Here is a 13,930-nt window from a genome sequence, read left to right as displayed (position 1 = left end):
GGTGGGGCCTTTCGGCTCTGAACCGCTCCGGGTCTGATGGAGGCTCGATTCCCTGAGAGGATCGAGTCATGGCACGTCCGTCCCCCTACCCTCCCGAGCTTCGTGAGCCGTGCGGTGCGCATGGTCGCGGAGATCCGTCCCAACTACCCGACGGAGTGGGCCGTGATGAAGGCGGTCGCCGCGAAGCTGGGCATCGGTTCCGCTGAGACAGTGCGGACGTGGGTCCGCAAGGCCGAGGTCGACACCGGTCGGCGGCCCGGTGTCACGTCCGAGGAGGCCGCGGAGATCAAGCGGCTGCGGGCCGAGAACTCCGAGTTGCGCCGGGCGAATGAGATCCTCAAGGCGGCCTCGGCTTTCTTCGCGGCCGAGCTCGACCGGCCGTCGAAACGCTCGTAGCGTTCATCGACGCCCACCGGCAGGTGTTCGGAGTCGAGCCGATCTGCAAAGTCCTGACCAGCCACGGACTGAAGATCGCGTCGAGCACCTACTACGCCGCCAAAAGCCGCACTCCCAGTGCACGATCGATCCGCGACGCAGAGCTGAAGACGCAGATCAGCCGCGTCCACGCCGACAACTTCGGCGTCTACGGAGTGCGGAAGGTCTGGCGGCAGCTGCACCGTGAGGGCATACCCGTGGCCCGCTGCACGGTCGCCCGGCTGATGCGTGATCTCGGCCTTGAGGGTGCCCGACGCGGGAAGAAGATCCGCACCACCATCCGCGACGATGGCCATGGGCGGGCCTGTGACCTGCTGGAACGTGACTTCACCGCATCCCGTCCGAACGAGCGGTGGGTTGCCGACTTCACCTATGTCGCGACCTGGTCCGGCATCGTCTACGTCGCCTTCGTCGTGGACGTGTTCTCCCGGGCGATCGTCGGCTGGTCGGTCGCCACCAGCAAGCGGTCCAAGCTCGTCCTCGACGCTCTGGACATGGCCCTGGGCGCCGCGACCGGGCCGGCATCCCCGCAGGTCCCGGGCTCGTTCATCACTCGGACGCGGGCAGCCAGTACACGTCTTTCGCGTTCACCGCCCACCTCATCGAGGCCGGCATCGACGCCTCGATCGGCACCGTCGGCGACGCCCTGGACAACGCGCTCATGGAATCCCAGATCGGCCTCTATAAAACCGAGCTGATCAAGCCCCGCAGGCCCTGGCACGGCCTGGCCGACGTGGAACTCGGCACCGCGGAATGGGTCGACTGGTTCAACAACCAGCGCCTCCATACCGCGATCGGAGACATCCCGCCCCACGAGCACGAGACCAACCACTACGCTCAACGCCAGCCCCAACCGGCAGCTGGAGTCAACGCATAGAGCCTCCAACGAACCCGGAGCGGTTCATAACAGAAGTTGTGGATCAAGTAACGATCGGCTTGTCTGCTCGTTGGGCGCTTCGTGGGGAAGCGTCAGTCGCGGCCGTGGATCGTGTCGGACGAACTGTGGTCGCTCATCGAGCCGTTACTGCCCGAGCCAGGGCCGAAGCTGGTGGCAGGCCGTCCGCGGGTGCCGGACCGGCAGGCGTTGTGCGGGATCCTGTTCGTGCTCCGTGTCGCGGTCGCCGACGTGCCACCGGCCCATCTCGATCAGGTCCACGACCGCAGCTGACGCGATCCAAGGCGCTGTGCCGGCTACCGGTCGTCGACAACGGCCAGCTGGTCGGCATCGTCGCGCTAGTACTCCAGTCTGACTTTGCGATCTTGTGGCCGTACCCGGCGGGGAACGGGTACGGCCACCGCGTGATCATCGGTTGGTGTGTGGACAAACGAAGATCGTGCGGTGGCCGCTGGCCATAGCGTAGACCCCGCCCGCTGGCGGGCAATGTTCGACCAGGCCATGGCCCGGATCGCGGGCCGGTTCGGCCGAGTTGAGCCGAGGGCGAGCGCCCGCTCCTATCTGCTCGGACTACTGTCTTGCGTCGAGCGGAAGAACTGCTGGCGGCTGGCCGAACAGGCTGGTCACGCGCGGCCGGGGCCGATGCAGCGGCTGCTGCGCTACGCCCGCTGGGACGTCGATGCCGTCCGCGACGACATCCGCGCCTACGCCGTCGAACACCTCGGCACCGACGGTGGTGTCCTCATCGTGGACGAGACCGGTTTCGTGAAGAAGGGCCATGCCTCGGCGGGAGTGCAACGCCAGTACACCGGCACCGCGGGACGCATCGAGAACTCCCAGGTCGGGGTCTTCCTCGCCTACGCCACCAACCGGGGGCGGACGCTGATCGACCGCAGGCTCTACCTGCCCGAACACTCCTGGTGCGCTGACGTCGAGCGCCGCCACGCCGCCGGGATACCCGACGAAGTGCAGTTCCAGACCAAACCCCGCCTGGCCTGGGAGATGATCGCCGCCGCTCTGAAGGCCGGGGTGAAGGCACGGTGGGTGACCGGCGACGAAGCCTACGGGCAGGACCCACAGCTTCGCGCCGCCCTGGAAGCCCGCGGCACCGGCTACGTTATGGCCGTCGCCTGCTCGACACGAGTACGGATCAACCACGGCCGCACCACCGTCCGCGCGGACACCGTCGCCGGCCGCCTGCCCGCCACCGCCTGGCAGCGGCACAGCGCCGGAGCCGGTGCGAAAGGCCCTCGATACTACGACTGGGCCTGGGTCCACATCGGCACCAGCAGCCACCGCCACCTGTTGATCCGCCGCAACCGCACCACCGGCGAACTCGCCTTCTATCTGTGCTGGTCACCCGCCACGGTCACCCTCGCGGAACTGGTCCGTGTCGCCGGTGTCCGCTGGAGCGTCGAGGAGTGCTTCCAGGCCGCCAAGGGCCAGGTCGGACTCGACCACTACCAGGTCCGTAACTGGACCTCGTGGCACCGGCACATCACCCTCGCCATGCTCGCCCTGGCCTTCCTGACCGCCGTCGCCGCAAGCTCGGCGCCCCAGCGCCCCGCCCAGTCAACCCGTCCCACCCGCGGCCACCCGCCGATCAGGCTGACCGTCCCGGAGATCCGCCACCTACTTGCCGCCGTCTTCACCCCACCAACCGTGTCAGCGGCCAAGCTGCTGCACTGGTCCGACTGGCGGCGACAACACCAGGCGACAGCCCGCCGCAGCCACTACCGACGACGCTCCGGCGACGAACCGACTGGATAGATCACGAAACCGCACTGGAGTACTAGGAGACCTGGCCGTGGAATGCGACCCCGACTCCCCCTGGGCGACATCAGCGGTGCCGACCCCAACGCATAACGCACAACACCAAGTCGCACAAACGAACGCATGCCGGGACGTGGCCTTGGTAGGCGAACGGCTGTGACACCCAACCGCCCTGCAGACGACCCACCGTCGCAGTCACGGACCGTGTCTTTGGCGGCGGCACATCGTCCGGCGTACGTGGAGCCGACCACAGAAGGGCGCACGGCGGGACCGGGATTGCTCGTCGTGGACGTCGGGGGCGCGGATGCTCGGACAAGCATGACGTTCCAAGGTCAGGGAGTGACAGTGGTAAGGAAGATCCGCCACTCGCCTTTCAGGATGTCGGCGCCCTCGGCGCAGATGCTCTCGGCCTCTGCGCGAAGTGGAGGCGGAGGCTGTGGTTCGTCACTGAGCCCGTAGCAAGGGATCGGGTGGCGCAGCCGGTCGACGCCGTCCTGAACGGCGCCGGCGGTGAGGAGTGCCGGGCCGTAGAGCAGCTCGGCGTTTTCTGGATCCTTCTGCCGCAGTCGTCGTTCTGTGTCGGCGGCGACCTGCTCGGCCGCGGTGATCGCTGCCCCGCAGTCCGTGTCGTCCAGTGCAGTGCTCTTCGTGCACTTGTCCAGGTCCGCGCCCGGATGTGCTTTCATGGCGGCCTGGAAGGCAGCCCGGCTGTCCTGCGTCAGAGGCGATGTTGTCGTCGGTGCAGAGGAGGCCGGGGCAGCCGAGGTGGAAGCTGGCGCCGGTGTTTGCGATGTCGACACCGATGGAGATGCCGAGGGAGCAGTAGCAGGGGGATCATCGCTGCAGGCGGTGAGCAGTGCTCCAGCAGCTACAGCCAGCAGCAGCGGGCGAGTCCGGGCCGCTCCCAGTCGTGGAAACATGACAGGATCGTACGGACTCGACCGGGGAAAGGACACCGCCCCTTCCGCCTGCTGTCCGCCGAAAGTATCGGCAGCGCTTCTACTTCTACCCGCCGCTGCACCGGCAAACCGCGTACCGCTCCGAAGCGTCTCCGCACTGCCGGTGACGGACCGGCTAGCTGCTCGGATGACCACCCTGCCGCTCTACTGGCACATGCCAGAGTATGAGGTCGAACGCGATCGTGCTGTTGCGTGGCGCGCATAGGCATTCGTGATCATGCCGCCTGCCTCGGTCATTCGCTGTGGGGTTGGTGGGGAGCCGTGACGGGGCCGAGCCTGACCAGTGTGTACGCGGTCGGCGTGATGTTCTTCTACTTTCGGCGTGTGGTGGCTTCCCTGCCGGCCGCCGGGTCCCGCGGAGAGGAAGAGGGGCTGGCTGACGCAGTCGTTGCGGGTATTTCCGTCTACGAGGCCGCGGTTTTCCCGCTCACACCCGGCGGCGTGAGCGAGGCCGAGCAGGAGGCCCGCCGCGCTGTCGCCTACCGGCTCGCCGCCCCCGCGGCACCCTCGCCCGGTGGCAGGGAGAGCGGGGGGAAGCGGCGGAGGCCACTGTCATGCTGGAGCAGGTGGCGGAGAGAATGGGACAAGCCCTCGGACCGGACCACCCCCACACCTCACCACCCGTCAATACCTAGCGATAAACAAAGGGTTGGCGGGTGACGCGGCCGGGGCCACCGTGACCTTTCAGCGCCTGCTCACTGATCTCGAACGACTGCGCAACCCCGAGGACCCCCTGCTCCTCACCGTCCAACGTCAACTGTCTCGTCGTTGCGGCTGCGGCCTCGGTCCGCCAGCAAGCGTCGCGCGACTGAAGTAGGTGGAGGAAGCAGACGTGGAAGGAGTCGACCGACCCCGAGCACGACGCCAAGCTCGACCGCATCGAGCACGTCCTGGAGAACTGGCCCGACCGCACGTTCGCCTTCGACGAGTTCGGCCCCCTGGGCGTCCGCCCCACCGGCGGGACCTGATGGGCCCGGCAAGGCCGCCCCGACCGGCTGCCGGCGACCTAAGGGCTGTCCCGTAACGGCTGGTCACAGGTGAGATGATCTTGCTGTGTCTGGTGTGATCACGGCGTCGGAGCCTTCCTGGATAGCCCCGTTCACCGGGCTGAGCCCGCGTCAGTTCGGCAAGCTGATCACCGCGCTCCGGCGTGAGGGTGCGGACCCGGTGCGCAAGGGCCGGCCCTGGAGCCTGCCACTGGAGGACCGCGTGCTCCTGGTCGCCGCGCACTGGCGCACGAACCTCACCTTGCGCCAACTGGCACCATTGTTCGGGGTGTCCAAGTCGGCGGCCGACCGCATCATCGGCCACCTCGGGCCCACACTCGCGCTCCAGCAGCGCAAGCGGTTCCGCAAGGACACCGTGCTGATCGTGGACGGCACCCTGGTCCCCACCCGCGACCACACCATCGCCGAGCAGTCCAAGAACTACCGGTACTCCACCAACCACCAGGTCGTCATCGACGCCGACACCCGCCTCGTCGTCGCGGTCGGCCGGCCGGTCACCGGCAACCGCAACGACTGCAAGGCATGGGAGCTGTCCGGAGCCAAGGAGGCCGTCGGCCACACCACAGTGATCGCGGACGGCGGTTACCGGGGCACCGGCCTGGTCATCCCGCACCGCCGTGACCCCGGCCAGAGTGAACTCCCGGACTGGAAGGAAGAGCACAACCGCTCACACCGCAAGGTCCGCGCCCGCGTCGAGCACGCCTTCGCCCGGATGAAGACCTGGAAGATCCTCCGCGACTGCCGCCTCAAAGGCGACGGCGTCCACCACGCCATGCTCGGCATCGCCCGCCTGCACAACCTCACGCTGGCCGGATGACCCAGAAACCACCAGGTCACCAGGCACATCAAAGATCATTTACGGGACAACCCTTATATGCGGGGGCTGGTAGCTCCGCTGGAGCGGAAGAACGGCTGGACGCTGGCGGAGGAGGCCGGGCACGCGGGCCCCGATCGCATCCACCGGCTGCTGAACCGCATCGAGTGGGACGCCGACGAGGTCCTGGACGACGTACGCGACTACGTCGTCGAACACCTCGCAGACCAGGAGGCCGTCCTGATCGTCGACGACACCGGGTTCCTGAAGAAGGGCATCCGCTCGGCCGGCGTGCAAAGGCAGTACTCCGGTACCGCGGGACGCACCGAGAACTGCCAGATCGGCGTCTTCCTCGCCTACGCCACGAGCCGCGGACGCACCCTGATCGACCGGCGACTGTATCTGCCCACGTCCTGGACGGACGACCGGGAACGCTGCCGCCGGGCCGGCATCGACGACAGCGTCGCCTTCGAGACGAAGGTGGCCACGGCCAAGACGATGGTCCGCCGGGCCATCGCCGACAAGATTCCGTTCGGCTGGGTGACGGCGGACGCCGCCTATGGCTTCAGCAAGGGCTGGCGGTCCGAACTGGAGCAGGCTGACGTCTTCCACGTCATGGCCACCACCCGCCACGACACCGTCGTCACCCGCTGGTCCCTCGACCATCCCGTCCACGACCTGTTCCCCGGCCTGCCGCGGCAGAAGTGGAAACGCCGTTCCTGCGGCGACGGAGCCCACGGCAGGCGGATCTACGACTGGGCCCGCGTCGAGGTCCGGCCCTGGCACCGCGAGGACCGCCGGCACTGGGTTCTCGCCCGCCGCAGCGTCAGCAGACCCGAGCCAGATCTCCTACTACATCGCCTACTGCCCGGCCGGCACCACGCTGGACGAGCTGATCCGCATCGCGGGCAGCCGCTGGGCGGTGGAGGAATGCTTCCAGACCGCCAAGCAGGAGTGCGGCCTGGACGACTACCAGGTCCGCCGCTATCCCGGCTGGCACCGCCACATGACCCTGGCCATGGCCGCCCACGCCTGCCTGACCGTCCTGCGAGCCCGACAGCTGGACGCGGACAAAGCAGAAACGGATCCTCCCAGCTCATCCACCTCAGCCTCGCCAAGATCAGACGCCTGATCACCCGACTCACCGACCGCCGCCCCACCCCGGCCGACCACATCCTGCACTGGTCGACATGGCGCCGCAGACGGCAATATCAAGCTCGACTCAGTCACTACAAACGACGTGGACACAGCCCCTGAAAACTGCCCAGCACCCAGAACAAGCACCGTTGCAGTACTAACCCGTGCAGTTCTGGCTGTCCAACCTGCCCGCCGACACCTCGCTGGCTACTGAGCTGCACATCCTGTCCGTTGGCCCAATCCCCACGCCACCTGTTTACCGGCCCGCGCAGCGAGCGCATCTCAACCGCTGTCCTGCGCGACGCCACACAGCGCTACGTCCCGGTGAACTTGCAGCTCAAGTCCACCGCGGGCGCGAGGTGGAGGAAGTCGCCGGCCGTCCCTCCTTTAGTTTGGCCGGCGACGTGCGGCCCCGTGTCAGGTGGCGTCGGGCCGCCTGACGCCGAACTGCTCGGCAGCCTGCGAGAGGTCGCGCCAAACCTTGGGTGCCACCGGCACGCCGTTCGCGCCGCGTTCCGCCGCGACGGCAGCGCTGCGCTCGCCGGGGTAGTACACGCCGGACGCGCCCTCCGCCACCGGCAGGCCCTTCAGCGTGTCCAGTGTGGTGTCGACGGCGCCCGTGAAGTCCTCGGCGCTGCCGCCGAAGGCCGCTGGGTCGACGGCGATCAGCAGGGCGTTCTGGCGGTGCTTTCGGCCGGCCGGGTCGTCCGAGTGGAAGGCGGAGAAGATCGGCGCACCTACCAGGACGCTGGTGAGGAGCTCGAAGGCGAGGGACATGCCCGAGCCCTTGGCGCCGCCCAGGGGCAGCGGCATGGTCGCGAGCGCGGGGTCGGTGGTGGGGGTGCCGTCCTCGGTGGCGGCGGCGTTCTCGGGCAGCGGGGTGCCGTTCGCCTTGGCCTGGCGGATCTTGCCGAGAGCGATGGTTGCCGTCGCCATGTCGAGGAGGAGCGGAGCGTGGTCGGCGGCCGGGACAGCGATCGCGAGGGGGCTGGTGGCGACCGCCGCGCCCTTGACGCCCGTGTAGCCCATGTTGGGCATGCCGGCCACGAAGCCGAGGCCGACCAGGCCCTGTTCGGCGATCCTGGAGACGTAGTAGCCGATGGCGCCGGTGTGCACGGTGCGGCGTACGCCGACGGAGGCGATGCCGTAGGTGCGGGCCCGCTCGACCGCTTCGTCGGCGGCGGCGCTCAGCGCGACGGGGCCGGGGGCGCGGTCGGCGTCGATGACGGCGGCGGCCGGGGTGGTCGACTCGACCCTGAGTTCGGGCTTCGCGTTGGCCACGCCCTTGGCGAGCAGGTCGAGGTAGGCGGGCACGCGGGCCACGCCGTGCGACTCGACGCCGCGCTGCGCCGCCCAGACGAACACGTCGGCGGTGGTGCGGGCGTGCTCGGGGCTCATGCCTCCTTTCTCCAGGAGGGCGGCAGCGAAGGTGCGCAGTTCGTCGGCGGGGACGCGGACCTTGCCCGGCTTCGGGGCCGGGGTCGGAGTGTCGGTCATGGTGCGTAGGTCTCCTGGGTCAGCGGGTGACGAGGACGTCGACGACGGCGGTGGTGCCCTCCGCCACGGCCTTCAGCGCGCGCTCCAGGGCGGGCGCGAGGGCGTCGGTGGTGTCGACGGTCTCGGTGTGCATGCCGAAGGGTTCGGCGAAGGCCGCGAGGCGGGGCAGGCGGTGCAGGTCGGTGCCGAGCCACTCGCCGGTCTCGGCTGCCGCGCCGTCGGGGTAGAAGCGCCGGTGGTTGAGGTTCATCGACTTGTAGACACGGTTGTTGAAGACCACGATCAGCACGGGCAGGTCGTAGGTGTTGGCCGCGTCGTACGACTGGATCACCGGGTTGTAGGTGAACGCACCGTCGCCGATGGTGAGGACCACCGGGCGTTCCCCGGCCGCCAGTTTGACGCCGAGCGCGACCGCGATGCCCTGGCCGAGGCCGCCCTGAACGTAGAAGTACGAGTCCGGGGCGTCGGTCTGCAGGTGCCGCTTCACGGCCTTGCTGTGGGTGATGGTCTCGTCGACGACGATGCCGTCCCGGCCGGCCAGCAGCTTGCGGAGGGTGGCGGCGACCAGCACCGGGTCCACCCCTTCCGACTGCTCGGCCTTCGCCTCGGCTGCGGTGACGGCCGCGCGTTCGGCGGTGTGGCGTTCCTCCTGGGCGGCGCGGCGCGCGGTGACCGCGGCCTCGTCCAGATCCCTCGCCCGCTTGGCGAGCTGGCGCAGGGTGTTGGCGACGTTGCCCTCCAGGTAGACGTCCGCGAAGAGCACCTGGTAGACGATGTGCGGACGTTGCGGCACCTGGTCGATGACGACGATCTTCGCCTTGGATGGCTTGCGGCTCGGCGGGTAGAACGGGGCCCGGCAGTTGACCAGGAGGATCAGGTCCGCCTCGTCCATCCAGGGCCCGATGTCGCTGCCGGCGTGAAGGGGGTGGGTGCGGGGAAAATTCGCACACACCGCCGAGTCCGGCTCGACGACGGGGATGTTCCACGCCTCGGCGAAGGCGACCAGGGACTCGAAGCCGCCCGCTTCGCGGCCCGCCGTCTCGGTGACGACTACCGGGTTCTTCGCCTCGCGGATCATCTGCGCGACCGGCTCGACCTCCTCGGGCGAGGAGTGCATGGAGCCCGGCTTGACAACGGGCTTGGCCTCACGGCCGTTCCAGTCCTCCAGCAAGATCTCCAACGGGATGTTGAGGTAGGCGGGGCCCGCCGGGGCCCGCCAGGCCAGCTCCGCCGCCCGGGTGATCATCGTGGGCAGGGTGCTGATGTGCGCGGCCTCGTTGGCCCACTTGGTGAACGGCTGGGCCACGTGGTGCGGGCCGCCCACGATGGACAGGTTGCGGTACCACTGGCCGCCCGGGTCCTGGCCGGGGCCGTCGCCGTACGTGGTCGACTCCGAGGAGGTGACCACCATGGGGACGCCTGCCAGCAGCGCCCCGTGCACGGCCATGGAGCCGTGGAGCAGGCCGGGGGCGGCATGCAGCAGCACGCCCTGGGGGCGGCGCTCGACCAGCCCGTACCCGGTGGCCATGCCGACCGCCACCGTCTCGTGGGTCAGGTCCAGGTACGTCGGCGCCGGTTCGCCGTCGCGGTGCCGACGGGCCAGCGACTCCCACACCGGGGCCCACTCGGACCCCGATGAGCAGAAGATGTAGTCGGCGCCGACGGCGTTGAAGGCGGAGACGACGGCGTCACCGCCGTCGGCGCCCGGCCTGTTCTTGCTCTCCGTCATCTCGTGTGGTCCCTCAGCCCTCGTACGGCCAGTTCAGGACCTCGGAGATACCGCGGCCCATCATCCATTCAAGCTCCTCGGGCGTGAAGTCCCAGTGCTTGGTGAACTGCTCGATCGTGTCGGTGTAGGTGATGCCGTGACCCAGCAGGCGGGTCATGTCGGTGCCGTAGAAGCAGCGCTGCGGGCCCATCTTGTCGACCATCTCGCGCACGTACTTCTGGATGTTCATGTTGGGAAACGGCTGCGTGGAGTAGCCCGGCAGCGCCGAGACCTTCACGTAGATGTTCGGGTGCGGGGCGAGGTCGGCGGTCTCCTGGACCCAGTAACCGATGGCGTCGTCGACGCAGCGGGCCATGATGCCCATGTGATCGATGATGATCTTCAGCTCGGGGTGCTTGGCGGCGATCTCGCCCAGCTCCCGCTTCCAGATGGGCGCGTGGACCATCGTGGGGATGCGCAGTTCCGCCGCGATCGGCCAGTACCAGTCGTTGGTGCCGTCGATCATCCAGTTGCGGTCCTGCGGGCGGTGGAAGGTGAGGCGGGTGCCCTTGATGTGCGGGTTCTGGGCGAAGTCCTTGAGCATCGCGGTGCCCTCGGCCTCGTTGTCCTGCGGGACGCGGGCCATGATGCCGAAGCGGTCCGGGTGGGCCTCGCACGCCTCCAGGGCGTAGTCGATGCGGTTGCCCTCCCAGGACGGCGGGAGAATCAGCGCGCGGTTGACGCCGGCCTCGTCCATCAGCTCCAGGGCCTCCTCGTACGAGAAGGGGTCCTCACGGTGGCCGTTGAGGCGGATGCGCTCGCGGGCGCCCGGGACCCAGGGGCGGTCCGGGGTCTCTTCCTTCCAGATGTGGATCTGGGTGTCGACGACGAACATGTCGTGGGCTCTCTTTCTCGTAGGGGGGTGGTGCGGTGTCGCGGAAGGAACGCTAGGCGGGTACCGGGGCCTTGCAGAGAGCCCGGGATGCAAGCTGTTGTTGCGCGAAAGTACGCCGCACGCAGGGGGTTCTCAGAGGGCGGTTCGTGAGTTTTTGAGTGGCTCTGTCGTCGCCTGATGGTGTGGGCACGGGCGGAATCTGCCGGTCCGCAGCCGGTGGTCTGCTGGTGTGGCGGGGTGAGTGAACGCAAGCCGTACCCGAGCGACTTATCGGACGAGCAATGGGCTCTGATCGAGCCGGTGATCACCGCGTGGAAGGACCGGCACCGCTCGGTCAGCGGCCACCAGGGCGTCTACGAGATGCGGGAGATCGTCAACGCGATCCTCTACCAGGGCCGGACCGGCTGCCAGTGGGCCTACCTGCCTCACGATCTACCGCCGAAGAGCGCGACGTACTACTACTTCGCTGCTTGGCGGGACGACGGAACAGACCAGGTCATCCACGAACTCCTGCGCTGCCAGGTCCGTGAGAAGGCCCGGCGATTAGAGGACCCGACCCTGATGGTGCTGGACACCCAGAGTGTCCACGCGGCCGCCGGGGTCCCCGCCTCCACGACCGGCCGGGATCCGGCGAAGCGGGTGCCGGGCCGCAAACGGGGACTGGCCGTGGACGTGCTCGGGCTGGTCATCGCCGTCATCGTGCTGGCCGCGAACAGCCACGACAACGCCGCGGGCATCGCCCTGCTGGACCAGGTCGTCGAGCACGCCGGCGGCACCGTCCGCAAAGCCCTGGTCGACCAGGGCTTCAAGAACCAGGTCGTCGCACACGGCGCCGGCCTGGGCATCGACGTCGAGACCGTCGAACGCAACCCGCATCAGGCGGGGTTCGTTCCGCAGCCGAAGCGGTGGAGGGTCGAGCAGACCTACGGGATCTTGATACTGCACCGGCGTCTGGTCCGCGACTACGAGCACCGCCCGTCCTCCTCCGCCTCCCGCGTCTACTGGGCGATGACCCATGTCATGGCCCGACGCCTCACCGGCGCGAACACTCCCACCTGGCGCGATGCGCAGGCGGTGGCAGCGTGAACATCGAGCCCCTACTCGACGCACTCGGCCTCCAGGAGGAGGCCGCCCGGTCCCTGGCCGACGATCTCCGCACCCAGATCACGCAACTGCAGGGGCGACTGCGCGAGGCCGAGACTCACCTCGAGCACCTGGCGATCACCCGGAAGACCGTCACCGTCCTCGCCGACCGGCTCCCCACCCAGGCCGCCTCACCCGAACTGCCCGACCACCCGGACTACCCCCGCATCCTCGCCGTGTTCAACGACGACAGTGGCCCGATGCGGGCCCGTGATGTCTGCGAAGCCCTCGACCACGTACTGCTGCCGAAGAACATCGAAGGCACCCGCGCCAAGCTGAAACGCCTGGTCAAGCTCGGCATACTCACCGAGATCGACACCGGCAGCTTCGCCAGGAAGCAGTAACCGACAAGGTCCGCGACCAGCAGCCCTGCCCCAACCTCACCTCGGAACGGACATCAACTCACGAACCGCCCTCTCAGATTGCGCGGCAGGTCGTGCGGCACGCTGTCACGCGTCGCCGAAGACGGCGCCGGCGATGTGCTCGGCGATCGCCATGGAGGCGGTGGCGGCCGGCGAGGGGGCGTTGCGCACGGCGGTGATCCGGCCGACCTGGTGGATGCGGAAGTCGTCCACGAGGGTGCCGTCCCGGTCCAGCGCCTGGGCGCGGACGCCCGCTCCGCCGCGTACCACGTCCTTCGCGCCGACACCGGGGACGTAGCGCCCCGCGTCGCGCATGAAGGCCGTGGTGGACAGCGACCCGCGGTACTCCTTGACGCCGGTACGCCAGTGCTGGGCCGCCATCCTCCAGGTACCAGGGTAGGCCGCCAGGCCGAGCAGGTCCTTCGGGGAGATCCTGGCGAGTGTGTAACCCTCCCTGGCCAGGGCCAGCACGGCGTTGGGGCCGACCTCGACGGTGCCGTCGACCCGCGGGGTGAAGTGCACGCCGAGGAAGGGGTAGCGCGGGTCGGGCACCGGGTAGATCAGGCCGCGCACCAGGTGGGCGCGGTCGGGTTTGAGCAGCATGTACTCACCGCGGAACGGGATGATCTTCGGTTCGTGCTTGTCCTGGGCGAGCCTGGCCACCGAGTCGGACTGGAGACCGGCGCACAGGATCAACCGGTCGGCCATGACGCGCTGCTGTCCGGAGGCGACCTCGATGCCGCCGGGGACGCTGGTGATGCCGGTGACGGGGAAGCCGAGCTTCACCTCGCCGCCGGAGCCGGTGATGTCCTTGGCGAACTCCCGGGCGACCGCCGGGTAGTCGGTGATCGCGGTGCGCGGCGAGTGCAGGGCGGCGATGCCGCCGGCGTGGGGCTCCAGCTCCCTGATCTCTTCCTGGGAGACCTTGCGCAGGTCGGGCACGTGGTTGTTCCTCGCCCGCTGGTAGAGGCTCTCCATGCGGCCCAGCTCGTCCCGGCGGACCGCCATGACCAGCTTGCCGATCTCCCGGTAGGGCAGCCCGCGTTCCTGGCAGTACTCGCGCAGCAGCGCCACGCCACGGACGGTCAGGTCCGCCTTCAGGCTGCCGGGCGTGTAGTAGATGCCGGCGTGCACGACGCCCGAGTTGTGACCGGTCTGGTGGAGCGAGACCTCCCGCTCCTTCTCGAACACCACGACCCGGGTGCCGGGGCGCCGCAGCGTGATCTCGCGGCCCAGGGCCAGACCCACGATGCCGGCGCCGACGACGCCGATCGTCTCGTCAGCCATCGGCATCCTCCTCTCTCA

The 13,930-nt window shown here is 68.7% G+C and carries 9 protein-coding genes, 4 pseudogenes and 1 other annotated feature; of the genes and pseudogenes, 8 read left to right on the top strand and 5 right to left on the bottom strand.

The genetic code is table 11. The features are described 5' to 3' along the window. The first annotated feature begins 36 nt into the window (after positions 1 to 36). From ACLGIH_RS34750 to ACLGIH_RS34740, 3 genes and pseudogenes are all read left to right on the top strand, one after another. A pseudogene (locus tag ACLGIH_RS34750) lies at positions 37 to 1,312 on the top strand (IS3 family transposase). Continuing rightward, positions 351 to 479 (top strand) — a sequence feature (AL1L pseudoknot). Its footprint overlaps the pseudogene before it by 129 nt. A gap of 108 nt (positions 1,313 to 1,420) precedes the next feature. Continuing rightward, positions 1,421 to 1,555 (top strand): annotated as a pseudogene (locus ACLGIH_RS34745) (transposase); the annotation flags it as partial. A gap of 261 nt (positions 1,556 to 1,816) precedes the next feature. Next, a complete protein-coding gene (locus ACLGIH_RS34740; RefSeq protein WP_473246754.1) occupies positions 1,817 to 3,100 on the top strand; it encodes an IS701 family transposase in 1,284 nt (427 codons plus the stop codon). A gap of 335 nt (positions 3,101 to 3,435) precedes the next feature. Here the strand turns inward: ACLGIH_RS34740 and ACLGIH_RS34735 are convergent, their stop codons facing one another. Beyond that, on the bottom strand, positions 3,436 to 3,789 hold the full coding sequence (locus tag ACLGIH_RS34735) for a hypothetical protein (protein WP_416529206.1): 354 nt from the start codon (positions 3,787 to 3,789) through the stop codon (positions 3,436 to 3,438). A 1,094-nt stretch (positions 3,790 to 4,883) separates the two neighbouring features. Here ACLGIH_RS34735 and ACLGIH_RS34730 point away from each other — a divergent pair. From ACLGIH_RS34730 to ACLGIH_RS34720, 3 genes and pseudogenes are all read left to right on the top strand, one after another. Then, positions 4,884 to 5,027: pseudogene (locus ACLGIH_RS34730) on the top strand (IS630 family transposase); the annotation flags it as partial. Between the two features lie 88 nt (positions 5,028 to 5,115). Continuing rightward, entirely contained in the window at positions 5,116 to 5,886 is a 771-nt protein-coding gene (locus ACLGIH_RS34725) for a transposase (protein WP_416529205.1), read from the top strand. 27 nt (positions 5,887 to 5,913) lie between these two features. After that, a pseudogene (locus ACLGIH_RS34720) lies at positions 5,914 to 7,015 on the top strand (IS701 family transposase). Positions 7,016 to 7,437: 422 nt separating this feature from the next. On the opposite strand, the gene ACLGIH_RS34715 reads toward ACLGIH_RS34720, so the two are convergent. The 3 genes from ACLGIH_RS34715 to ACLGIH_RS34705 are packed head-to-tail and all read right to left on the bottom strand — an operon-like array spanning position 7,438 to position 11,120. Further along, positions 7,438 to 8,517 carry an Ldh family oxidoreductase gene (locus ACLGIH_RS34715; RefSeq protein WP_416529204.1) on the bottom strand — a complete coding sequence of 360 codons (1,080 nt, stop codon included), beginning with the start codon at positions 8,515 to 8,517 and terminating at the stop codon, positions 7,438 to 7,440. A gap of 19 nt (positions 8,518 to 8,536) precedes the next feature. After that, positions 8,537 to 10,246: a thiamine pyrophosphate-dependent enzyme gene (locus ACLGIH_RS34710; RefSeq protein ID WP_416529203.1), complete on the bottom strand. Its 1,710-nt coding sequence runs from the start codon at positions 10,244 to 10,246 to the stop codon at positions 8,537 to 8,539. 13 nt (positions 10,247 to 10,259) lie between these two features. Beyond that, positions 10,260 to 11,120, bottom strand: coding sequence for an amidohydrolase family protein (locus ACLGIH_RS34705; protein ID WP_416529202.1), 861 nt, complete (start codon positions 11,118 to 11,120; stop codon positions 10,260 to 10,262). 237 nt (positions 11,121 to 11,357) lie between these two features. Between ACLGIH_RS34705 and ACLGIH_RS34700 the strand changes: the two genes are divergently transcribed. Together ACLGIH_RS34700 and ACLGIH_RS34695 are read left to right on the top strand one after the other, a co-directional pair. Then, on the top strand, positions 11,358 to 12,206 hold the full coding sequence (locus tag ACLGIH_RS34700) for an IS5 family transposase (RefSeq protein WP_416523144.1): 849 nt from the start codon (positions 11,358 to 11,360) through the stop codon (positions 12,204 to 12,206). After that, entirely contained in the window at positions 12,203 to 12,607 is a 405-nt protein-coding gene (locus ACLGIH_RS34695) for a hypothetical protein (RefSeq protein ID WP_416523145.1), read from the top strand. The genes ACLGIH_RS34700 and ACLGIH_RS34695 overlap by 4 nt, the downstream gene beginning before the upstream one ends. A 105-nt stretch (positions 12,608 to 12,712) precedes the next feature. On the opposite strand, the gene lhgO is transcribed toward ACLGIH_RS34695, so the two are convergent. Then, positions 12,713 to 13,912, bottom strand: coding sequence for an L-2-hydroxyglutarate oxidase (lhgO, locus tag ACLGIH_RS34690; protein WP_416529201.1), 1,200 nt, complete (start codon positions 13,910 to 13,912; stop codon positions 12,713 to 12,715). Positions 13,913 to 13,930: the final 18 nt, after the last annotated feature.

This window comes from Streptomyces hamibioticus (assembly GCF_047946815.1).
Lineage (GTDB): Bacteria > Actinomycetota > Actinomycetes > Streptomycetales > Streptomycetaceae > Streptomyces.
This window is presented reverse-complemented; position numbering and strand designations above follow the sequence as displayed.